This is a genomic window from Bombilactobacillus sp. ESL1202 (genome assembly GCF_058107125.1).
In genome coordinates this window covers 1,300,904-1,322,843 of record NZ_CM176590.1, presented here as the reverse complement: position 1 = coordinate 1,322,843, position 21,940 = coordinate 1,300,904, and the positions used below count along the sequence as shown (strand labels likewise).

Here is a 21,940-nt window from a genome sequence, read left to right as displayed (position 1 = left end):
ACTAGGGCCAATAAATTAATGCTTATTTTTTGTCTCAGTCGCAATTTTGTCTTCAATAATAATTATTTGAGCTTTAATGGTTACCAACCAATTGTAGAATTGCTTGGCGTTGATAGGTTTGAGTCAAATTTCTAATTTGCTGTTTTTGTTGTGCACTAGACAAATTAGATTGTTTAATTTTTTGCACACCCGGTAACAATTTTTGACTAACTTGTTGTTGTAAAATGCTTTTTGCTTTGGGATTAGCTAATTGCTTCTGTAAAATTTTGGCTTGCTTAGTTGATAAAACTAGCCAATTTTTCCCAACATAAAAAGTATTAACTGTTTTAAGATGCCGATGATTATTTCCTAGCACATTAAACATTAGTTTAAAGCCCTGATTTTGATAAGTCCAAGTTTGTTTCTGTTGAACTAAATAGGGCTGCTTAGTTGTTTGTTTAACTAGATTTTTAGTTTGCTCCGTTGCCGTGTGCTGAACTTTAGTCTGACGCGTAGTTTTGTATAAATATATTTTTTCGGTTTGTTTAGAACCTAAAGTTTGATACATTAACATCGGCATTTGCTTTTTTGGACTGACCGATTTTAAAGACACGGTTGTCGTTTGGGTAACAGGTTTCATTCCCCAATGATAAGTATCATTTAAAACCAGCATTGCTAAAATGGCTACCAAACACAAATTACCACACCAGCGAATCCACAAACTCAAACGACGATTTTTTAAATAAACACTACCTAAATAGGTAATCAAGGTCACAATAATTAATAAAGCAATAATCATTTAAGCCACCTCCTGCTTCACATCTCGGGATGGTTTTTTATCTTTTAACTTCACCGATAAACATAACGTAATTAAACAAAAACCGACAGCGACGGCAAAAGCTGCTCGATAACCAATAATCGTCGCGTTAACCATTTGATTTTTATAAGCCAACGGTGCTTGTTGTAACAAACTGTGCGTCGGTTTGACTGTATTTGTAACATTGGTCAAAACACTAGTCAAAATTGCGGTTCCGATAGAAGTGAATACTTGACGAATGGTATTATTAACTGCTGTTCCGTGACTAATTAAATCAAACGGCAAAGAATTCATACCGGAAGTGGTAACGGGCATGTTGACCATCGAAATTCCAAACATGCGAAAAGTATACAACGCCACAATTAAAACCGTTGAAGTATGCTGAGTAATAAAAATAAAAGGAATCGTCCCAATCGTCAAAAAGAACATCCCCGTAGTTGCTAGGCGTTTAGCGCCATACTTATCAAAGGCAGCACCAGTAATGGGGCTCATGACCCCAGTAATAAGGGCGCCTAATAATAAAGCTAAACCAGAATGAAAAGCTGATAAGCCTTTAACCATTTGTAAATATAACGGTAAGATCATTTCAATGCCCATCATTGCCATATTGGTAACGGATGATAAAACAACTGATAAGGAAAATTCTGGTGATTTAAACACGCGTAATTGTAAAAACGGCTTTTCTAATTTTAATTGTCGCCAACCAAATAACACAATGAAAACTATGCCAATCATAATACTTAGATAAACTTTGGGTGCCTCCCAGCCATCATCACCAACTGAAGAAAAACCGTATAGTAAAGTACCAAACCCAATGGTTGATTCCAAAATAGAAAGGATATCAATTGAACTTTTGGCTGTTTTCAAAACTGAATGCATGGTAAAAAAGCTGACAATTACGACGAGTGCCACAATGGGAATAATAATGCTAAATAAATCGCGCCAATTCCAATTATCAATAACCCAGCCAGATAAAGTGGGGCCAATAGCCGGCGCCAAACCAATCACCAGGCCACCCAAACCCATAGCAATGCCCCGTTTTTCTTTGGGGAAAATACTGAGCATAATGGTCTGCATTAGTGGCATGGTAATCCCTACTGCAACACCTTGAATTAACCGACCGGTCAATAGCATTCCAAAACTATTGGAAAAATAGCAAATAACGGTTCCTACTAAAAAAGTGCTCATCGCAAAAATATAAAGCACTTTAGAATTAATTCTCGTACTAAGCCAAGCACTTACCGGAATCATCACGCCATTAACCATCATAAAACCAGTGGTTAACCATTGAACAGTTGATGCTGAAATGTTAAAAGTGTGCATCAAAGTCGGAAAAGCCGTGGCTAAAATCGTCCCGTTTAAAACAGTACAAAAAGTTCCGCATAACAAAGTAATTACCATGGCCAATCGATTAAAGGACTTACCATTGGTATCAATATTACCATTCATTAACTACACCTCATCTTTATTATTAATTGATTTTAAATGATCCATTTGACTAATATTTTGCGCAATCTTTGTCGTCAAGTTATCTAAAGTTTGCAAATCTTGGCCGGACAAATCTTGAAAGACAACTTGATTTAAGTGCTCTAATGATTGGTTAAAATTTGACAACAATTTTTTAGCTTGATCTGTTGGAAAAACCAACTTTTTACGATGATTTTGGGGATCTTCACGCCGTTGAACTAAATCTCGACGTTCTAATTCACGTAATCCACGTGCGACACTGGATTCATTAGCCAACATTTTTTGGCTAAGCGTTTGTTGATTAATCCCCGGGTGTGCAATAACTGCAAACAGTAAACTACCATCAAAATAATTAATTTGATATGGTTTAAAAAAGTGTTGGATAATTCGTCGCCGACTCCGATCCAACATTAATGCAAAATGAATAAAAGCCTGTGTATCCATCTTTATCACCTCCACATGCTAACAATCTGTGCCAAGAAACGCCTAAAAGTTAAGCACTAACCTCAATTGATGATTAAATTACAAATTTTACGTAATTATTTATGATTAAACGCAATTAAAAACGCAAAAGTTACCTTACGACTACTATTAACAAATGTCAAGTGTTAACAATTGAACAAATATCAAAATTAACTAACTGACCCTTAATTAATAATTGCCAAAATAAAAAAGTCGAACTCTGGGCACCAAAATAAGGTTGAAGCAATACGATCAACGTTTGTATTGTTTCAACCTCATTAATTTACCACTGTTAACAAAATTTAGCTTTCTGCACTTGTTAGCTTGAAAGTTAAGCTTCACTACCAGTAGATTTGTCTAATTCAACTTGATGTTCTTGATTTAAATACTGTTTATCTAGCATCTTAACAAATGGATAATAAATTAAAATACCTAAGATAATTTCTACAATTTGCAGTACTGAGCCCTTCCAACTACCAGTTGCAAGCCAACCAGAAATAATGGGTGGCGTTGTCCACGATAACTGAATACCATTAGTTCGTGGTACCAAACCTAACATGAAGGCTAAACCAGAAATCAAGGTATTAATAGTTGGTACAAAGATAAAGGGTAGAGCCATTACTGGATTTAAAACGATCGGTAATCCATAAATGATTGGTTCATTAATTCCAAAAATTCCTGGTAAAATCGCCAATTTAGATAACTCTTTGATTTGTTTAGAACGACAAACCAGCAACATCACAATTAGTAAAGATAAAGTACTACCGCCACCACCATAAGTTGTAAAGACATCAATAAACGGCTGTGTAAAAATATGAGGCAAAGCTAAATGATTATTGTAAGCTTTTAAATTATCTTGGGTCAACACAAAGAAAATCGGTTGCCAAACTGAATTAGTAATCGTTGGTCCATTAATTCCAAAACACCATAATAAACTAGCTAAAAAGTTATATAGCAAAACTGATGGTAATGAATTACCAACATTTTTTAACGGTGTCTGCAACAGTGTATAAATAAAGTTATACGCCGTGTGAAAATTAGTTAAACTAAACAGGATGTGTATCAAAAAGAAAACCAATACTACTAAAGCACTCGGAATTAAAGCATCAAATGATTGCCCGACAGCAGGTGGAATTCCTTCAGGCATTTTAATCCGCCAGCCACGTTTGAAGGCAAAGCGGTAAACTTCTACACTGATCAAGGCAACAAAAATCCCTAAAAAGACACCATTAGGCCCCAAATACATCATTTGAACTGCATCAATAGTACTTTTACCAGATTTGACAACCGTTGGTGTCAAAATCAAGAAAGAAACTAAGGCAATCATGCTCGAGTGAATTGCTTGTAAGCCCCGATTCTTTCCGTAAGCATAAGCAATCGCCGTACAAGATAAGATTCCCGTAAAACTAAAGACTGCATTCGAAACTGCTGAGAACCAATCGCTCCATCGAGATCCAAAAAGATGACTCCAAAAATCATTCCAACCAGGAATTGGAAAGTTACCGACTAAGAGAAAAATTGAAGTTACAAGAATTAATGGCATGATGATCGCAAAACCATCACGTAAAGATCTTAAAACAACGTTGTTACCCAATTTAGTAGCAACAGGCATGAGAACTTTTTCCATTTTATTACGCATTTTTCATCCCACCTATACTAAAAATAATAGTAATAATAACTAATTTTAAAAGCTGTTAAATAACTTTGATCAATTAAAAACCTAAAGTCTAGTAAAATATGGTTAATGATCAAATTCAATTTTTAATTAAACAACTATTTATTTTTTCTTAGTCAATCGGCTTTTTAATTCGCTTTTCGTAAGCATCCAACCATTGTTGCGTGATGGGTTCAATTTTAGTAGTATCTTGATTTCCAGGATAAGCAATTAAAATTTGCGGTTGTTCTTGAGCAGTCGCTACACTAAAGGTAAATTCTACATTAGTAGCCACGCCCCATTGACCTTGATTATTCATCGCAATTAAAGAAAATTCTCCAGCCTGACCATACCGCCGTTTTAAATCTTTAATAAATGGATAAACGGCTTGATCACAAGCTTGTTGCGGTGTTTTGCCTTCACCCATTGCGCGTACAATTTCGTAGGACAGACAACCTTTCATGATATCTTCACCCAAACCAGTAGCGGCTGCAGCACCAATTTGACTATCGGCATAAAAACCCGAGCCAGAAAGCGGTGAATCACCAATTCGCCCTGGTTGTTTCATAAATAACCCCGAAGTTGAAGTACCAACTGCTAAAGATCCCGTTTGATCCAATGTAATGGCACCAACAGTATCATGACCATCGTAAGGATTAAGATCTTGCTGTTGCAATTCAACTTTTTTCTTTGCCCAAATTTTTTTAGCCCGTTTCGTTAACATATTGGTTGTTTCAAAACCCTGTAATTTAGCGTATTGCGTAGCACCAGTACCAACTAAAAAACTATTGTAATGGTTTTGACTTAAAGACCGAGCCACACTAATCGGATGCTTTACATCTTCAATACCAGCAACCGCGCCTTGAGCTAAAGTATTACCATCCATAAAGGCGGCATCCATTTGCACAACACCATTAGCGTTAGGTAATCCTCCATAGCCAACCGATTTATAGTACGGATAACTTTCAACTTGTTTAATTAATTCTTCAACTGCATCGCCAGCAGCTTTTTGCTGCTGTAACATTTCACTTGCAGTTACTAAACCTTCATAAGACATGCGCCAAGTGGCGATTGTTCCCCAATTCATATTCAATTAATCCTTTCATTGATGTGTCATCGAATAAATAGCTTGCATGTAAATTTCCATCATGGTTAATAAATCAGTTAATTTCATCCATTCATCTTGTTTATGAGCGATCCCTTTTTGGCCTGGAAAAGAAGGTCCAAAAGCCACAATGTTTGGCATTGTACGTGCATAAGTAGCACCTGTCGTTGTTACTGGCGTACCATCTAAACCTGTAACTTCTTGATAAATTTTTGACAATTGTTGAATGTTGGAATCTTTTGGATCATGCATTACACTAGGCAAACTACGAATAATTTCTAACTTGCTATTTTTAAATAAAACTTGCTTCAGCTCTGCAGTTACTTGCTGTTCTGTAACTGAAACGGGATAACGAATGGCAACTTTTAAAACTAAACTTTGCGGTTGTTTTTGTAAAAAATACGGTGTTTGAATTAACTTGCCACTAGCCTGGTCAGCAAAAGCTAAATTTAAACCTTCACCAAAGTGTTGTTCATGAAAACTGGTGACTAACCACTGAAAATATTGCTGTAATTGCCCAGTAACTAACTTTTGTTCAACTATTTTTTTAGCTAAATAAGTCAGCGCATTTTTGCCTAACTCGGGGGCATTTGTTGGCGATCTTTTTCCTTGAACAGTAATGACTTGTTGGTTAATTTTAACTTGTAACCAATCAGGAACATGATCACTGGCTTGCTCACCTTCAATAGTAGACAACGTTTGCAAATCAACTTCATTAAATGGTGTCGTAATTTGATAATTAACAATGCCCCGTTCACCGTAGACAACTGGAAATTTACAATCAGGTGTAAAGCCAAAATTTGGTGCAGCTTCTTGCTGTAAATAACGTGCGATATCTTGGCTACCGCTTTCCTCGTCAGAACCAAAAATTAAACGAATCGTTTGTTGTGGTTGAACGCCCAAATCTTTTAATAATTTCATCCCGTATAAGCAGGCAAAGCTAGGCCCTTTATTATCTAAAATTCCTCTTCCATAAAGCATCTTATCTACTTTAGTCAAAGCAAACGGTTCATAAGACCAACCGCTACCCGCAGCTACCACATCTAAATGCCCAACAATGGCTTGATAATGTTGATCATCATCGCCCCACTGTACATAAGCCATTGCATCATTCACAATTTTAGCCTGAAAACCATATTGATGTGCCAAATCTACTAACACTTCCAAAACATGTTTGGGGCCTTGACCAAAAGGAGCGTGTGGTTGTGCTGTAGTTTTAACGCTTTTAACTTGTAATAATTTTTGTAAATCACTTAAAAAATTATTCTGTTGCGTTTGAATTAATTGTTTAACTTGCTCTTGAGCAAACATTTTTCCTCCCTTAAAATAAACAAAAATAAAATAAATAATTGTTACTTTCTGAAAAATTATTCTAACAACAAGTTTAAAATTATTGCTAAAAAGAAGCTGATACAAAAAAATTCTGAAATTTAAACGAACATTTTCTGCTGATAGTGTTCCAAAAGTCAGAAGTTTGTCCCAACCTCATTTATTCAGATGTGGATAACACTTATCTTTTTATTTTAAGTCTAATATAAACCGTTATGAAATCATTTACAAGAAATTATAAGAAAAATGTCATTCTGTTAAAATGTTATTAGTACTAAATGAGATAAAAAAACACTCCTTTAGTCAACTAATTCTAGTTGACTAAAAGAGCACATTTTAATCAAAATAATTAACGCCGATTGCTGCTCGCACTTCAGCTAAAGTTTGTTGCGCCACTTCATTTGCTACTTGACTACCATTTTTTAAAATTTGATAAACAGCGCCTAAATCTTGAGCATATTCTGCTCGCCGTTGACGAATGGGCATTAATACTTCATTAAGCACTTCTTCTAAATAACGTTTCACTTTCACGTCACCTAAACCACCATGTTGATATTGTTCTTTTAACGAAGCAATTTGTTTTTGATCTTGGCCAAACAAGTCTAAATATTGAAAAACAATATTACCTTCTACTTGACCGGGATCTTGAACGTGGATATGATTAGGATCAGTGTACATCCGCATAACTTTTTGATGAAGTTCTGCTTCCGAATCTGATAAATAAATAGCATTATTCAATGATTTACTCATTTTGGCATTACCATCTAAACCTGGTAAACGTCCCTGACCTTTAGGTGGAAACAAACCCTTTGGTTCCACCAAAACTTGCGTTTGATAAATTGAATTAAATGACCGGACAATCTCGCGTGCTTGTTCCAGCATTGGTTCTTGATCATCACCAACAGGAACTGTATCAGCTTTGAAAGCTGTAATATCAGCTGCTTGACTCACCGGATAAGCTAAAAAACCAGCTGGCACACTTTCACCAAATTCTTTTTGTTGAATTTCTGTTTTAACCGTCGGGTTACGTTTTAAACGCGCTAAAGAAACTAAGTCTAAGTAATACATAGTTAATTCATTTAAAGCTGGAATTTGCGATTGGATAAAAATTGTTGATTTTTGTGGATCAATGCCAACTGCCAAATAATCTAATGCTACTTCAATTAAACTTTGACGAATTTTTTCTGGATTACGCGCATTATCAGTTAAAGCCTGCATATCAGCAATCATAATAAAAGTACGATACTGACCGCTATTTTGCAATCGTACCCGATTTTTTAAAGAGCCTAAATAATGGCCAATATGCAATTTACCGGTTGGCCGATCCGCTGTTAAAATAGTATGTTCTGTCATAATTATTCTCCTTTATAATTATCAAGCCGTGAACAAGACTGGTCAACAATCGTCAGCTAACCTAGACTAAGAAGTTAAGATTGTATTTTATCTTGAGTTCTTGGTCGTAGTTAGATGTAGGTTGTTAGTCTTGTGAGCGCAATTTTCAAGCTGCGAACAAGACTAGTCAGCAACCGTCAGCTAACCTAGACTAAGAACTTAAGATTGTATTTTATCTTGAGTTCTTGGTCGTAGTTAGATGTAGATTGTTAGTCTTGTGAGCGCAATTATCAAGCTGTGAACAAGACTGGTCAACAATCGTCAGCTAACCTAGACTAAGAAGTTAAGATTGAATTTTATCTTGAGTTCTTAGTCGTAGTTAGATGTAGGTTGTTAGTCTTGTGAACGCAATTATCTAGCTACTAACGAGACCGTTTAGAAGCTACAACCTAATTTATTTTTGTCTCAAGTAAAAAAAGTCCCATTGTTCATAGAACAATAGGACGAATAACCGTGGTACCACCTGTTTTGCAGAAAACTACTCTGCCACTTATACTTAGCTTAAGGCGCTAATACCACCAATCATTAAGTTCCACTTCTCATTTAAACGGGCTAACTTTGCAACAACCAGTTAGTTTCTGTTTTCCCAAAATAAATGATACTTTGCACTCAAAAGATACTTGTTAGATTAATGACTAACTGTTAACGTGATTATATCACAAACTATCGTTGGACAACATGGAAAGGAAGTAACTATGTCATTCCCTAATAATTCGCGTCTTCAAGAACAGGATCACTTAAATTTTGTCGAACAACAAATTAGCAATCAACTCCAAGAAACTTCAATTAAATTAGAGCAAGCAAAAAAAGAACGGCGGCGTGTGGAAATTAACTATGGTGCTAACACTCGTGCTAACTATATCGAAACTGATGACATCATGGAAACTTACGCTACCACCCAACAGCAAAAGCAACTTTTAAATAGCGCTACTAGTAATGAAGAAATTTTGCAAAAAAAACAAACCAATCTCCAAACGTTGCAAGGTTCACCTTACTTTGGGCGCATTGATATTGTCGAAGAAGATGAAGCTGATACATTATACATTGGCTTAGCCTCTTTAGATGATGAACAGAACGCTGATTTTTTAGTCTATGACTGGCGCGCACCCATTGCTGCTATTTATTATAATGGGACTCTCGGACAAGTTAAATACCAGACACCGATGGGCCAGCAAACCGTTGACTTAAAGCGAAAACGGCAGTTTTCCATTCAACATGGTCAAATAAAAAATATGTTTGATACCAATGAAACTATTGGCGATGAAATCTTACAAAATGCCCTTGGTCAAGCCAGTAGTGCGCAAATGCAAAATATTGTCGCAACCATCCAGCGCAAACAAAATCAAATCATTCGTGACACTAATGCTAATATTTTAATTGTTCAAGGGGTGGCTGGTTCAGGTAAAACTTCAACCATTATGCAGCGAATTGCTTATCTACTTTATCATAGCCGTAAAAATTTAGTTGCCGAACAAATTATTCTTTTTTCACCAAACCGGTTATTTTCTAACTACATTGCTGCCGTTTTACCAAGTTTAGGTGAAAAAAATATGCGTCAAGTTACACTCAGTGATTTTTTGACCCAGCGCTTGCAGGGATTTCATGTGGAAAACTTGTTTGAACGTTTTGAACGTGATCAAGCACAACAAACGGCCAGTTTTCAACAAATTCGTCAATTTAAAGAAAGCTTAACTTTTGTGCAACTATTAGATCAATATCATCGCTACTTAAAACAGCCAGCGTTTCGTGATTTATATTTTGAGGGGGAAATTTTTTTCTCTGCCAAAAAAATTCAACAAATTTATGATCGTTGGCCGAAAAATCTTTTAGCTAGTGATAAATATTTACAAACCAAGAACTATTTAATTAAACAAGTTAATCACTTGCTTCATTCCCAACAAAATGCAGACTGGTTGGTAGATGAGTTAGATAATTTAAACGATGAACAATACCAACAAATCTTACAAGAACAAAATTTATTAGATGCTAACTTAGATCAACAGCAACAAGCTTTGACTAAATTTTTATTAAAAAAACATTACTTACCACTATATGACGCAATTTATAACGATTATTTTTTTGATGAAACGCAAACCTATCTTAATTTGTTAAAACAAATTAAGCCCACTAAAATTTCTGATACGGCATGGTTTGAAATGATTGCTGAAATTGCTGATGGTTTAGAACGGCATCAACTCCATTTAGACGATGCTACTGCCATTTTATATTTACGCCATTTAGTTAGCGGCCGAGGACAAAATCATCAAATCAAATATTTGTTTATTGATGAGATTCAAGATTATTCTTACGTTCAATTAGCATATATTCACCAAGCTTTTCCAAACGCTAAATTAACCCTAGTCGGCGATATTGAACAAAACGTTTATCAAACTGATGGTTTACCTACCAAACATTTTCAAAATATTGCTCAACTTCTCAACAGTTCCAAAACAAGCATTATTACGCTCAATCAAAGTTACCGTTCAACGGCTGCCATTACTAATTTTGCTAAGCAACTTATTCCTAGTGGGGAGCAAATTCAAGCCTTTAATCGGACTGGCAATCTACCAAAAATTGTTGTCAGTCATCATCTACTAACATCCACCATAAAACAAGCAAAACAATTATTGAAGCAATATAAGACCGTAGCGATCATCACTAAAACGCAAGCCCAAGCACAACAACTAGATGAGCAACTAACCATTGAACATCATCTTTTAACTCAAGAAAATTTTCAAATTCCCCACGGAATAGTCATTTTGCCTGTTTATCTAGCCAAAGGATTAGAATTTGACAGTGTGATCGCCTATAACATCAATCAGCAAAATTATCACACCAGTGGTGATCAAGGCATTTTGTATACTATTGTTACTCGGGCTATGCACCAATTAAATATTATTTGTGATCTAAAACCAGCGAACTTTTTACAACAACTAGACGCAACAACTTATCAGTTAATTAATGATTAAAAAAGCTGTGAACAAGACCGCTTAGAAGCAAGAAGCTAACCTAAACTCATGATTTAAGTCGATTTTTGACTTGAATTACGAGTTGTAGTTAGATGATTGCTTATGGTCTTGTGAACGCAATTATCAAGCTGCGAACAAGACTAGTCAGCTAACCTAGGCTGATGATTAAGCTTGAACTTAACTCGACTAGCAGTTGTAGTTGGAGGCAAACTTTTATTTCTTGAAGCGCAATTTTAATGCTAGCAACTAAGCTAATTGCTAGCAACTCTTACCTAATATTTTCGTAAGAACACTTGATCAATCAGATGGTTATTAGTTTTATGCAAAATAACTTCCGCCCGATTCATAGTCGGCGCAATATATTCCACTAAGTTCTTATAATTCACATCTAGCCAAACTTGATGGGCTTGTTGAATGACTTGCTCCTGCGGCTGTTTTAAATAGTGATAATAATAGTCATCAGGGTTAGGATTATCCCGTTCGTTTTGTAAAAAACCTAAAAAGCGTTTTAAATACCATTGCTCAATTAATTGCGGATCAGCATCAACGTAAATCGAAAAGTCAAAGTAATCACTCACATATAAATTTTGATTTTGAGGTAATTGTAAAACATTAATTCCTTCTAAAATTAGAATATCTGGTTGTTCCAATTTACCTTCCTGTCCAGGAACAATATCATAAATTTCATGAGAATATAAAGGATAAGTTACTGGACCTTGATTAGCCTTAACTGACTCTAAAAATTCCAATAATTTTTCATTATCATAACTCCAGGGAAAGCCTTTTTCATTTAAAATTTGTCGGCGTTCTAATTCCTGATTTGGGTATAAAAAACCATCTGTTGTCATCTGCGCAATTTTATATTGCGGGTAAGCTCGTTCTAGCATTAATTTTAATAACCGAGCTGTGGTACTTTTACCAACTGCTACACTACCACTAATTCCAATTATAAAAGGTGTTTTATGCGTCTCTTGCCCTAAAAATTGTGCTTTTTTCAATAATAATTGTTGATAATTTTTGAAGTAAATATGTAATAAATGCCTCAGGGGCGCATAAATTTCTTGGACATCAATTAATGATATTTGATCATCGACCGACCGAATTTGTTGTAAATCTTCAGTAGTTATTTCGTTATAGTTAGTTCCATGAAATTGTGACCATTGTTGCCGAGAATATTTATTGTAATTGATAAAATCTTGCATTTAGTTGCCTCACTCATGCTATTATTAAATTGAATAGATTTAATATTTTTGCGATTATTATAACAAAATTTATGAACTATCCCAATTAACAAAAGAGGTTTTTTTATGCAGCGAATCATTTTATTCGGTGATGAAATTCTTGGTGGAGTTTACCATAATCAAGTGACCGAGACTTTTACCAAGCGCATTGCCCTTGCTTTTCCCCAAGCTGAAGTAATTAATCAGTCTATCCCCGGTCACAAAACTGCAGACGCTTTGACGCATGTCCAGCGTGACGTTGTTAATTCTCATCCCACCGTGGTAATTTTAGGATTTGGAGTGAATGATGTTTCTATTCACGATGAAATCAAACCCGGATATTTCACTAGTAATTTAACAGAATTAATTGAAGTGATCGGTGCTACCAAAATAATTTTGCTATCACCACCTTATACTGATTATCAAAAAAACACCAACTATAATTGGCCCAGACAATTACAATTTGCTTTAGCGGCTGAACATATTGCACATAAATATCAGCTACCATTCATTAACCTGTTAAAAATTATGCAGGAAGATGAACTACCTCAAAAATATTTACAAGATGATGGCTTACATTTTAACGAAGAAGGATTTGATTTATTATTTGATTTAGTCCAACCGTGTTTAACCAAGGTTTTGCAAAATCAGACAAGATCAAATTATGCTACAATTTCTGACTTTTAAAAGCTGTCAGTCTTTGTGATTTGAGGTTTTTGTACCCTTAAAGATTTAGCAATAGAAAAACCTTCGAAAGGAAGTGATATAAATGCAAACAGTTTTTGTACCCTTAAAGATTTAGCAATAGAAAAACACGAGGAACTCGGCGCCAGCCCTTAATAATGTTTTTGTACCCTTAAAGATTTAGCAATAGAAAAACCTTGCCACCAGCTGTTCTGGAACATTGATAGTTTTTGTACCCTTAAAGATTTAGCAACAGAAAAACATTCGCATACGTCATGGCTAAAGCCAGACTGTTTTTGTACCCTTAAAGATTTAGCAATAGAAAAACTATGAATCTTAGCACCGTTGATCGCCGTGAGTTTTTGTACCCTGATGAGAATTAGTTATCATTACAGACACAAATAAAAGATGCCCTTAATAATCAGATATTTAATTCAATTATTACGAGCACCACCAAATAATTCCAACATAATACGATTATTAGTTAGAAATATTATCCATTTTTTCCAAATGTGGCTTCGGATGTTGCTGTTCTTTTGATAAATTAATAATTGGCACATTACCATCAATCACACCAGAATGTTCTCCCATCAATTGAATCGAACCATTAGCCTTTTGAGTCAACTTATTGTTGGCGTCTAAAAATTCTTTAGAATAACCCTTCACTAAGAAATCACCCAAATTAGTGGCTACGTGATCATTAAAATCTATTAAATCAGCACTAGAATTCACAATTGTTATATTAAAGTTAACTTCCAAACCACAAGTAGCTTGGACTTTAGAATAAACACCCACCCCATCATCAAAATTTAATAAAATCTTTAATTTGGGATTGTTAACATACTGTTGCAACTTTTGTTGAACAAATTGATCGACTTCCACAAACATAATTAAGACCTCCTTATAGTTCTACACCTATATCAGTGTTAATGTAACACAATAGTTAAATTAATACTTGGAGGAACTTTCATGAAAATGACCGATCAACCATTAATTGCTGATTTAAAGCAGTTACTCTTAACTTCCAGAAAGACAGTTTTAATTACAGGTGCCGGTTTATCAACAGCTAGTGGTTACCCCGATTTAGAAGGAATGAACCAGCTAGCTTTGAATAATCCAATTTATCAAGCTCCTTTAATGGAGATTCTGACCAATCGCTTTGCTCAGAAAAATCCAGAAATTTTTTACCAGTTGTATCGTCTAACTCATTTTCGTCCCGATAGTCAACCCAGTCGTGCACATCAAATTATTACGCAATTAACTGAGCAACAACTAATTCAGGGCGTTATTACCTATAATCTAGACTACCTGCATACGCTGGCCAAAACGCCAAGGGTCATTGAATATTGGGGGAGTATTAACGAAAACTATTGTGTTCAGGAACATCATTTTTTTGATCTGCAATTCATTAAACAACAAGCAGTTCCTTATTGTCCCATTGATCATTCTTTGGTGTTACCAGTTTTTGTTCTCCGTAATATGGTAGCTATTAAAGATCGCGTCCTAGCAGGGCAACAATTAATTCAAAAAGCCGAGGTGATCATTGCTTTAGGTACTAAATTAAACCATGGTTTGCCAAAAAATCATGCCCAATTGGTAGTTTTGAATAATCAACCCATTAAAATTAACCAAAAAATTCAACTTTTCATCCAAGGACAATTAGATGAAATCTTAACTAACTTAATAAGTAAGTAAAAAAAGCCACTGAAAAGTGACTTTTTTATATTAAAATTTATTTTTAACGGTTAAACCATGGTTTCGTAGCACATAAATTAAAGCCATAATTATTTCAAAACCAACCCCAATAATAATCGAGATGCGAGTTTCAGGATTAACGAACATAAAGAACAAAGTTACAATTAGACCTAACAAAGCAATGTAGTTACTCCAAGGAGCAAACGGCATTTTAAAAGGATGCTTTTGTAAAATCTGCGGATCAGTTTGTTGACGAAAACGTAAGTGACTAATTAAAATAACAAACCATGGAATCATACCTGGTAAAACACTAGCTCCATAAACTAAGACAAAAGGATTAGTTTTCAAATGCAACATTTGCGGGATAAAATCGTTTAGTAATAAACCAAGCAAAATGCCACCTGACATTAAAATTACTGGCCAATAAGGAACCTTATGTTTAGAAATTTTTGTTAACGATTGCGGAACATCGCCGTTTTGTGCCAATGTATATAACATTCGACTAGCACTAAAAATACCGGAATTACAACCAGATAAAGCCGCCGTTAAGACCACAAAATTAATAATTTCCGCCGCAAAAGTAATCCCCACTTTAGCAAAAGTTTGTACAAAAGGTGAGCCAATTTTGCCTAATTCATTCCACGGATAAATAGCAACAATAACAAAAATCGCGCCAATGTAAAAAATTAAAATTCGAAAAATTAATGATTGAATCGATTTAACAATACTTTTACGAGCATCTTGAGCTTCTCCCGCAGTAATACCAACAATTTCAATACCTTGGTAAGACGCAATAACTAATGACAACGAGAAGAAAAATCCCTTCCAGCCCCCAGTAAAAAAGCCACCGTGTGACCAGAGATTACTGATACCAACGGGGTGACCATGATTACCTAAACCAAAGAAAATCACCAATAAACCTAAAATTATCATTAAAATAATCGTGACCACCTTGATCATGGCAAACCATGATTCCAATTGACCATAAGCTTTAACTGAAGCTAAATTGGCTAAAGCCAAAGTAACAATCACAATAATCCCCGCTATCCAGCCGGGAAAATGAGGCCACCAGAACTGTAAATATTGCCCCACAGCAATAGTCTCACTAATTCCTACCAAAAAGAATTCAAAAATGTTACTCCAAGCAGTCAAGTATCCAGCTAAAGGATGCACATATTCAGTAGCAAAATCTGCAAATGAACCAGTAATCGGGTCAATATAAAGCATCTCGCCTAATGCCCGCATCACTAAATACAAAATTCCACCGGCTAAAGCATAAGCTAACATAACTGATGGACCTGTCCATTTAATAGTGGAAGCTGAACCCATAAAAAGGCCGACGCCAATAGTTCCGCCTAAAGCAATCATTTGCATTTGATGAGGTGATAAAGATTTATTTAACCGTTGCTCTTGTTTTTGCTCCATGGAACTCCTCCAAACAATAATTATCACATTTTAACTAATAAGTTATCTAAATGCAAAAACTGGTTCTAATTTAATTGATTCTCTAATTGAAAATCTTCTACTAGAGTACAATTAGAAATTGTAACATTAAAAACAGCTAATTTAAACTGTAAATATTTCATTTTAAAATTAAAGGTCCACGAATTCTATTATTAAGAGTAAATTGTTTTAATTTCGTAACTAATCTCAAAAAATCAATTAACTTTATACTTTGTTGACCTACCATTTCCAATTTTTGAAACAATACCTTTTTCTTCTAAGATTTGTAAAGTTGTTGTTACTTTGGTTCTTGTTTCCCCAGTTACAGCTTCAATTCTCTTATGCGATAAAGTATGGGTATCGGAATTAGTAATAGCTCTGATAACTTCCTTCTCTCGGTTAGATATTTTTTTATCATTTAAAGTGCTAGCGTATTCTACCTTCCAAATCTTTAAAATAGTCTTTTCATTACTAGTTTCAATTTGTGGTAAAGCATAATTATTTTCGTCTGCTGCTTCTTTAATTTTTTCCCCACCATGTCCAGCTCGTTCGCCATATCCAGCTTGAACAAATAGCTTCGATATAATAGCATTTCGATTTTCAGTATTATTAGTGGTAAAAAATTCATCACTAGGTATTTTCATCTTGCCAGGGTTAATAAACTCATAATAACCAATATAATTATTTAGGATGATAGGTGTATTTCCGTAATAATCAGCGTGCATTAACATATTGACTAAACCTTCACGTAAAGCCATTTTCATTGTTGAGTTAGGATTTATTCGCTGTGAGCCTTCCATTGTAAAAGCATTATTGAGTGTAGCTACAAGTTTTTGATCTACTTGTTTAAAAAAGCTATAAATATTTAAATTATTCTCAACAGAAGAGACTCGATCTGACCATCGATTTTGATCTAAATTACTTTTATCAAAATAATCTAATTGAAAATTATTAAAGGTATGTATAATTGCATCATTATTGCTAAAGAATAATAAGCCACCTACAGTAACTCCAAATTTGCCACTACCTTCATAATCTTTTCCAATAACACCAATTCTTTTTAGAAAGGTTTCATTATTCAATTGTTTATAATTTTCGTAACCACGTCTCTCAATAAGATTTTTTCTATAGTCTAAAACTGAATCCATATCCAAATCTTCTAACGAGTAATTCTTCAACACTTTTGTATCTAAATTTCCCCTATTTAGTCTTAATAAAGATTGCATATCTTCTCCTACTGCCCGGTAATCATTGGGTCCTTTACGAATAAAAGTTCTAGTTGCATCCCTTCCTAAATAAACCGGTTTTTTATTATCCGGAGCTTGATTAACTGTTATTTCAATAATATGCATATCCTTATTTTTAATAGGTATTAATTTAACATCTTCATTTTTGATAGTTGAGTAACTCAATTTTTTATCATTTATAGCTGACCAAAATTGTTCTAACACACTTTGACTATCTTTCACGCCAATAATTTCATGACTATGATCTTGAACATTTTCTTTAATTCCTAGTACTAAAACTCCACCATCAGTATTTTCAAATGCTGAAATGCTATGCCAAGCTTCATTTGGAAATTGACTTTTATACCCCTTACCACCACTACACTCCTTGTACTCTAAATGTTCATCTTCCATAGGTAATTTTCGTAAATAATTCAAGAATATCTCCTTCCATCAGAAGCAAAGATAAGCATAACCTTAACTCCTAATTAAAAACCTGCAGAAAAATTGGCTACATATCAAGGTTTATAAAAAAAACCTGCAGAAAACCTGCGGAAAAAATAGTTAAGTTTGCAATCTCAATAAAAAAACAGCTTTCGAATAAGTCACTAATATTATTATATACTCCGTTTTTTCCAACTACTATTTTTAAAATTAACTTAACAAAAAAAGAATGAAAAATTGATTAACCGATGTACCTCCCCGAAATCAAAAAAACTTTCAGTTCGCATCATAATATGATTAATACTCAGTATTGCACAATCCCGACGAACACTAACTCATCATTGTCATTTTCAGAATTAATAATTGGTCTTATAACTACAAATAAGACGCCGCAACAAAAAAATGCCCGTATCAAATACGAACATTTCTCTTTATGTTGCTCCAAAGATCAGAAGTTTTTGTTGAATTCCGTTCCAGCACGAAAGTAAGTGTGGAACAAAGTTAATACTCAACTTCTTTGCAATTTTGGTCACAATCTTTTATTTTGATTAATAAATACTTTTGTTAATTATTGATCTGTTGTTCAATCATCATTAAATCAAGCTTAGATGTGCTTGGCAATAATAAAGCAGCAGCACTCAATTCATCAGCAGCACCAACGCCGACTGAAAAAGCCCCCGCAGCATTAATTGCTTGAATGCCAGCAATAGAATCTTCAATTCCAATACAATTTTTAGGATCTTCATTAATTCCCGCAGCTGCTGCTAGAAAAATATCAGGTGCTGGCTTACCAGCCTTAACTTTAGCAGGGTCAGCAATGGCCGCAAAATAGTTAGTTAGTTGTAACTTATCTAAAATTACGGGAGCATTACGACTAGCTGAAGCCAAAGCAATTTTTACATTATGAGCTTGTAATTGTTTTAAAAATTCTACAATCCCAGGCAACGTATCACTTGGTTGTAATTGTTCCAGTGATTGCAAGTATAAATCATTTTTTTCAACCATCATGGCTTGAAAATCAGCTTCACTAACTTCAATTTGTAAATAATTTAAGATGGCTGTTAATGAATCGGCTCGACTCACACCCTTAGTCTGTTGCTCTAATTTAGCTGGTAACTCTTTTTGAAAATGGTTGGCAATTAATTGACGCCAAGCTTGAAAATGATATACCGACGTATCAGCAATGACACCGTCTAAATCAAATAATGCTCCTTGAATCATTGTTTACCCTGCTTTCGTTCACTTAAAATTGGCGTCTTCGCCAATAATTGATTCACTTGTTGTAAATGCTCATCAGAAATATTAATGAATGGGAAAGTTACGCTAACTTCGGTTAAATTCATATCGCCCATCCCACCAGCTACTTCATTAGGATTTTGTTTAAAGAAATCAAGAACTGGATCAATAGCCGCAATTTGGGCTACTAATTCTTCATCAGCCATAATTTCCTTAATCGGACTTTGGGCTTGATAACGCTCAATATAATCCGTAGTTGGCTGATAACTAATATGATAAGTTCCTGCTGTTAGGTCAAATTCACCACCATTGAATTGTTGATCGTTAACTTGCACGGTTTGACCATTAGCCCGTGGTAAACGGACTTGGGCTGTTACACCAAAAGGAATCGTCAATTCAATCTTAATTGTGTGTTGGACATCAGTCTCAACCTGATTGTGAATTTTAATTTCACCATAAGAACTTTGATAACGGCCTTGAACATCAGTTAAGCGATAATCAAATTGAGGGGCAAATGTAAACTCTTTAAAGCCTGGAGTATGATCAGTTAAACCTACCAAGTATTTGTATGCCCATTGCATAATGGCCCCAATACTATAGTGATTCAAAGAATTCATTCCTTGCGGATTCATTGAACCATCTTCTTGAACTGAATTCCAACGTTCCCAAACAGTTGTGGCACCTAGGTTCACTGCATAAAGCCAGCTAGGAAAATCTTCGTTTAAAAAGATTTCCGTCGCTAATTTATGTTGACCGTTAGCCGATAACGCTTGGCATAAATACGGTGTTCCCACAAAACCAGTTGTTAAATGATTATGATCTAATTTCAAACGTTGTACTAAATCACTAACGACATGGGCTTTTTGCTCGGGTGTCACTAAATCAAAATACAAGACTAAAGCATAAGCTGTTTGTGAGTTAATCGCCACGCGTCCCTTAGCTGTAATATATTCTTGTTGAATAGCTTGCTTAATGTGTTGCGCTAAAGTCTGATATTTATCAGCATCAGCGGCTTGGTTTAATAGCTGTGCCGTTTGCGCTACAATGTTTGCCGAATAGTAATAGTAAACCGAAGCAATAAAATCTTCATCAGTTTTCCCCGTTGGTTTGGCTGGATTTTCACCATCAAGGGCTAACCAATCACCAAATTGGAACGTCCCTGTCCATAAATTAGGTGTCGTAGTATGTGCGCTAATCCAGTCAACCCATGACTTCATCTCTGCATAATTTTGCTTTAAAATAGCCGAGTCGTCATAAGCCTGATACATATTCCACGGAATAATCGTCGCAGCATCTGCCCAAACTGCTGAACCACCATCGCCTTGACCCATAGCCGGGGCGTACATTGGTAACATACCATCGTGCTGGCGTTGTTCAATGGCCATATCACGCGCATATTTTTTGAAGAAGGCAAAAACATTCATATTAAAAGCGGCCGTTTCGGAGAAAATCTCACCATCACCACTCCAACCTAAACGCTCATCTCGTTGTGGACAATCGGTCGGCACATCAACAAAATTACTGCGTTGACTCCACACAATATTGTCAAATAATCGATTAACTAAAGCATTATTCGTAGTAATCGAACCAGTTTCGGGCATATCAGAATATAAAACTGCTGCTTGATAATCAGCCATTTGTAATGGCTTAGTGTTACCAGTAACTTTGACATAACGATAACCAAAATAGGTAAAGTGCGGCCGCACCCAGCCAGCTTGACCATCGGAAATATAGGTAAAACTAGCGCGAGCTTCCCGTAAATTATCCCGATAAAAATTACCTTGTTGTAAGATTTCGCCCATTTCAAAAGTAATTTTTGTTCCTTTAGGTTCACGATTGTAAAACTCCAACCAACCGGCTTGATTTTGTTGAAAATCTAAAACTTGTTCCTGCGCTGGTGTTTGAATCAATTGTGGCGTTAAGCGTTGATGCACTGTAATTGGCAAACTCAAGCGATCTTTTAAAATTTCCTTGGTATGGTCGATCTCTACTGCTGGTTGCCAATCAGTAATTATTTTTGTCGCATCGTAATCTTCACCGTAATAAATTGCCGATTTAGTGATACGGCCAGCAGTTGTTTGCCATTGAGCGTCCGTTTTAATAACTTCATGGCTACCGTCTTCATAGTCTAAGTGGTACTCAGCAATAGCCATTTGGCGATCACCATAAATACAATCACTACCACCATCAAAACCAAAGTTACCCTTATACCAGCCATCGCCTAAAGAAATCAATAACTCATGTGTCCCAGTTGTTAAAACTTTGGTCACATCATAAGTCTGAACTTGAACCAATTGATCATAAGCAGTAACTCCTGGTGCTAAATACTCAGTTCCTACTTTTTGATCGTCAATATAAGTCTCATATAAACCTAAACCACTAATGTAAAGGCGAGCTTGTTTGAGTGGCTTAGTTAATTCAACTTTTTGTCGTAATAACGTGTTTTGCAGATCCAGGTTAGAATTACCAATCCATTGGGCAGCAAAAGGTTCGGTCATTTTACCAGTTTCAAACCAAGTTGTTTTGGTAGCAGTTTGACTGGCAGTTTGCACATTAATTACAACTTCATACCGAGTGCGCGGTTGCAAAGACTTAGTAACTGCAAAATAATTATTAGTAAAATCTTGCCAACCACTGTCGTAAAAAACTTGTTGATCTGGTGTATAAATTAATAACTGTTTTTGTACTGTCGCTGATTCACTAACTGTTTGTAATTGAAATTCAATTCGTAAATTGCTTAAATCAAAGCCCAATGGTTGTGATAAATGATTAATCAAAACATTCTCAATTTCCATCGAAATCCTCCTTTACTGATAAA

General features: G+C 35.2%; 16 protein-coding genes and 1 CRISPR repeat array. Of the genes, 3 read left to right on the top strand and 13 right to left on the bottom strand.

Annotated features, from left to right (window positions below; genetic code table 11):
• Positions 1-73 precede the first annotated feature (73 nt).
• The 7 genes from AC3B7A_RS05830 to trpS all read right to left on the bottom strand — a co-directional run bounded on the left by AC3B7A_RS05830 (position 74) and on the right by trpS (position 8,166).
• On the bottom strand, positions 74-778 hold the full coding sequence (locus tag AC3B7A_RS05830; RefSeq protein ID WP_489755197.1) for a DUF4811 domain-containing protein: 705 nt from the start codon (positions 776-778) through the stop codon (positions 74-76).
• Positions 779-2,245: an MDR family MFS transporter gene (locus tag AC3B7A_RS05825; RefSeq protein ID WP_489755196.1), complete on the bottom strand. Its 1,467-nt coding sequence runs from the start codon at positions 2,243-2,245 to the stop codon at positions 779-781.
• 3 nt (positions 2,246-2,248) lie between these two features.
• The gene (locus tag AC3B7A_RS05820) at positions 2,249-2,707 is read right to left on the bottom strand and encodes a MarR family winged helix-turn-helix transcriptional regulator (protein WP_489755195.1); all 459 of its coding nucleotides are present in this window, start codon (positions 2,705-2,707) and stop codon (positions 2,249-2,251) included.
• Positions 2,708-3,056: 349 nt separating this feature from the next.
• Complete coding sequence (locus AC3B7A_RS05815) at positions 3,057-4,364, bottom strand: PTS sugar transporter subunit IIC (RefSeq protein ID WP_489755194.1); 1,308 nt, start codon at positions 4,362-4,364, stop codon at positions 3,057-3,059.
• 148 nt (positions 4,365-4,512) lie between these two features.
• Complete coding sequence (locus AC3B7A_RS05810) at positions 4,513-5,466, bottom strand: glycosylasparaginase (protein WP_489755193.1); 954 nt, start codon at positions 5,464-5,466, stop codon at positions 4,513-4,515.
• A 15-nt stretch (positions 5,467-5,481) separates the two neighbouring features.
• Positions 5,482-6,795: a Sapep family Mn(2+)-dependent dipeptidase gene (locus tag AC3B7A_RS05805; RefSeq protein WP_489755192.1), complete on the bottom strand. Its 1,314-nt coding sequence runs from the start codon at positions 6,793-6,795 to the stop codon at positions 5,482-5,484.
• Between the two features lie 354 nt (positions 6,796-7,149).
• Positions 7,150-8,166, bottom strand: coding sequence for a tryptophan--tRNA ligase (trpS, locus tag AC3B7A_RS05800; protein WP_489755191.1), 1,017 nt, complete (start codon positions 8,164-8,166; stop codon positions 7,150-7,152).
• Between the two features lie 734 nt (positions 8,167-8,900).
• Between trpS and helD the strand changes: the two genes are divergently transcribed.
• Positions 8,901-11,174, top strand: coding sequence for an RNA polymerase recycling motor HelD (gene helD, locus AC3B7A_RS05795; RefSeq protein WP_489755190.1), 2,274 nt, complete (start codon positions 8,901-8,903; stop codon positions 11,172-11,174).
• A 272-nt stretch (positions 11,175-11,446) separates the two neighbouring features.
• On the opposite strand, the gene coaA is transcribed toward helD, so the two are convergent.
• Positions 11,447-12,376, bottom strand: coding sequence for a type I pantothenate kinase (gene coaA, locus AC3B7A_RS05790; protein WP_489755189.1), 930 nt, complete (start codon positions 12,374-12,376; stop codon positions 11,447-11,449).
• A gap of 105 nt (positions 12,377-12,481) precedes the next feature.
• Here coaA and AC3B7A_RS05785 point away from each other — a divergent pair, with 105 nt between their 5' ends.
• Positions 12,482-13,081 (top strand): SGNH/GDSL hydrolase family protein, encoded by a 600-nt coding sequence (locus AC3B7A_RS05785; RefSeq protein ID WP_489755188.1) that lies wholly within the window; start codon positions 12,482-12,484, stop codon positions 13,079-13,081.
• Positions 13,082-13,106: 25 nt separating this feature from the next.
• A CRISPR array of direct repeats spans positions 13,107-13,406; the repeat unit is 36 nt; unit sequence GTTTTTGTACCCTTAAAGATTTAGCAATAGAAAAAC.
• Positions 13,407-13,558: 152 nt separating this feature from the next.
• Here the strand turns inward: AC3B7A_RS05785 and AC3B7A_RS05780 are convergent.
• Positions 13,559-13,966: an iron-sulfur cluster biosynthesis family protein gene (locus tag AC3B7A_RS05780; protein ID WP_489755187.1), complete on the bottom strand. Its 408-nt coding sequence runs from the start codon at positions 13,964-13,966 to the stop codon at positions 13,559-13,561.
• 81 nt (positions 13,967-14,047) lie between these two features.
• Here AC3B7A_RS05780 and AC3B7A_RS05775 point away from each other — a divergent pair, with 81 nt between their 5' ends.
• On the top strand, positions 14,048-14,773 hold the full coding sequence (locus AC3B7A_RS05775; RefSeq protein ID WP_489755186.1) for an SIR2 family NAD-dependent protein deacylase: 726 nt from the start codon (positions 14,048-14,050) through the stop codon (positions 14,771-14,773).
• A 30-nt stretch (positions 14,774-14,803) separates the two neighbouring features.
• Here AC3B7A_RS05775 and AC3B7A_RS05770 read toward each other — a convergent pair whose 3' ends face one another.
• From AC3B7A_RS05770 to AC3B7A_RS05755, 4 genes are all read right to left on the bottom strand, one after another.
• Positions 14,804-16,198: an amino acid permease gene (locus AC3B7A_RS05770; protein WP_489755185.1), complete on the bottom strand. Its 1,395-nt coding sequence runs from the start codon at positions 16,196-16,198 to the stop codon at positions 14,804-14,806.
• Positions 16,199-16,431: 233 nt separating this feature from the next.
• On the bottom strand, positions 16,432-17,880 hold the full coding sequence (locus AC3B7A_RS05765) for a DUF8451 domain-containing protein (RefSeq protein ID WP_489755184.1): 1,449 nt from the start codon (positions 17,878-17,880) through the stop codon (positions 16,432-16,434).
• A gap of 570 nt (positions 17,881-18,450) precedes the next feature.
• Positions 18,451-19,107, bottom strand: coding sequence for a beta-phosphoglucomutase (gene pgmB, locus AC3B7A_RS05760; RefSeq protein ID WP_489755183.1), 657 nt, complete (start codon positions 19,105-19,107; stop codon positions 18,451-18,453).
• On the bottom strand, positions 19,104-21,917 hold the full coding sequence (locus AC3B7A_RS05755; RefSeq protein WP_489755182.1) for an alpha-L-rhamnosidase: 2,814 nt from the start codon (positions 21,915-21,917) through the stop codon (positions 19,104-19,106). The genes pgmB and AC3B7A_RS05755 overlap by 4 nt, the downstream gene beginning before the upstream one ends.
• Positions 21,918-21,940: the final 23 nt, after the last annotated feature.

Coding starts and splice junctions, on each gene's coding strand:
- AC3B7A_RS05830 (WP_489755197.1), bottom strand. CDS start 778: ATGATTATTGCTTTATTAATTATTGTGACCTTGATTACCTATTTAGGT.
- AC3B7A_RS05820 (WP_489755195.1), bottom strand. CDS start 2,707: ATGGATACACAGGCTTTTATTCATTTTGCATTAATGTTGGATCGGAGT.
- AC3B7A_RS05770 (WP_489755185.1), bottom strand. CDS start 16,198: ATGGAGCAAAAACAAGAGCAACGGTTAAATAAATCTTTATCACCTCAT.
- AC3B7A_RS05755 (WP_489755182.1), bottom strand. CDS start 21,917: ATGGAAATTGAGAATGTTTTGATTAATCATTTATCACAACCATTGGGC.
- pgmB (WP_489755183.1), bottom strand. CDS start 19,107: ATGATTCAAGGAGCATTATTTGATTTAGACGGTGTCATTGCTGATACG.
- AC3B7A_RS05815 (WP_489755194.1), bottom strand. CDS start 4,364: ATGCGTAATAAAATGGAAAAAGTTCTCATGCCTGTTGCTACTAAATTG.
- AC3B7A_RS05780 (WP_489755187.1), bottom strand. CDS start 13,966: ATGTTTGTGGAAGTCGATCAATTTGTTCAACAAAAGTTGCAACAGTAT.
- AC3B7A_RS05805 (WP_489755192.1), bottom strand. CDS start 6,795: ATGTTTGCTCAAGAGCAAGTTAAACAATTAATTCAAACGCAACAGAAT.
- helD (WP_489755190.1), top strand. CDS start 8,901: ATGTCATTCCCTAATAATTCGCGTCTTCAAGAACAGGATCACTTAAAT.
- AC3B7A_RS05775 (WP_489755186.1), top strand. CDS start 14,048: ATGAAAATGACCGATCAACCATTAATTGCTGATTTAAAGCAGTTACTC.
- AC3B7A_RS05785 (WP_489755188.1), top strand. CDS start 12,482: ATGCAGCGAATCATTTTATTCGGTGATGAAATTCTTGGTGGAGTTTAC.
- AC3B7A_RS05810 (WP_489755193.1), bottom strand. CDS start 5,466: ATGAATTGGGGAACAATCGCCACTTGGCGCATGTCTTATGAAGGTTTA.
- trpS (WP_489755191.1), bottom strand. CDS start 8,166: ATGACAGAACATACTATTTTAACAGCGGATCGGCCAACCGGTAAATTG.
- AC3B7A_RS05825 (WP_489755196.1), bottom strand. CDS start 2,245: ATGAATGGTAATATTGATACCAATGGTAAGTCCTTTAATCGATTGGCC.
- coaA (WP_489755189.1), bottom strand. CDS start 12,376: ATGCAAGATTTTATCAATTACAATAAATATTCTCGGCAACAATGGTCA.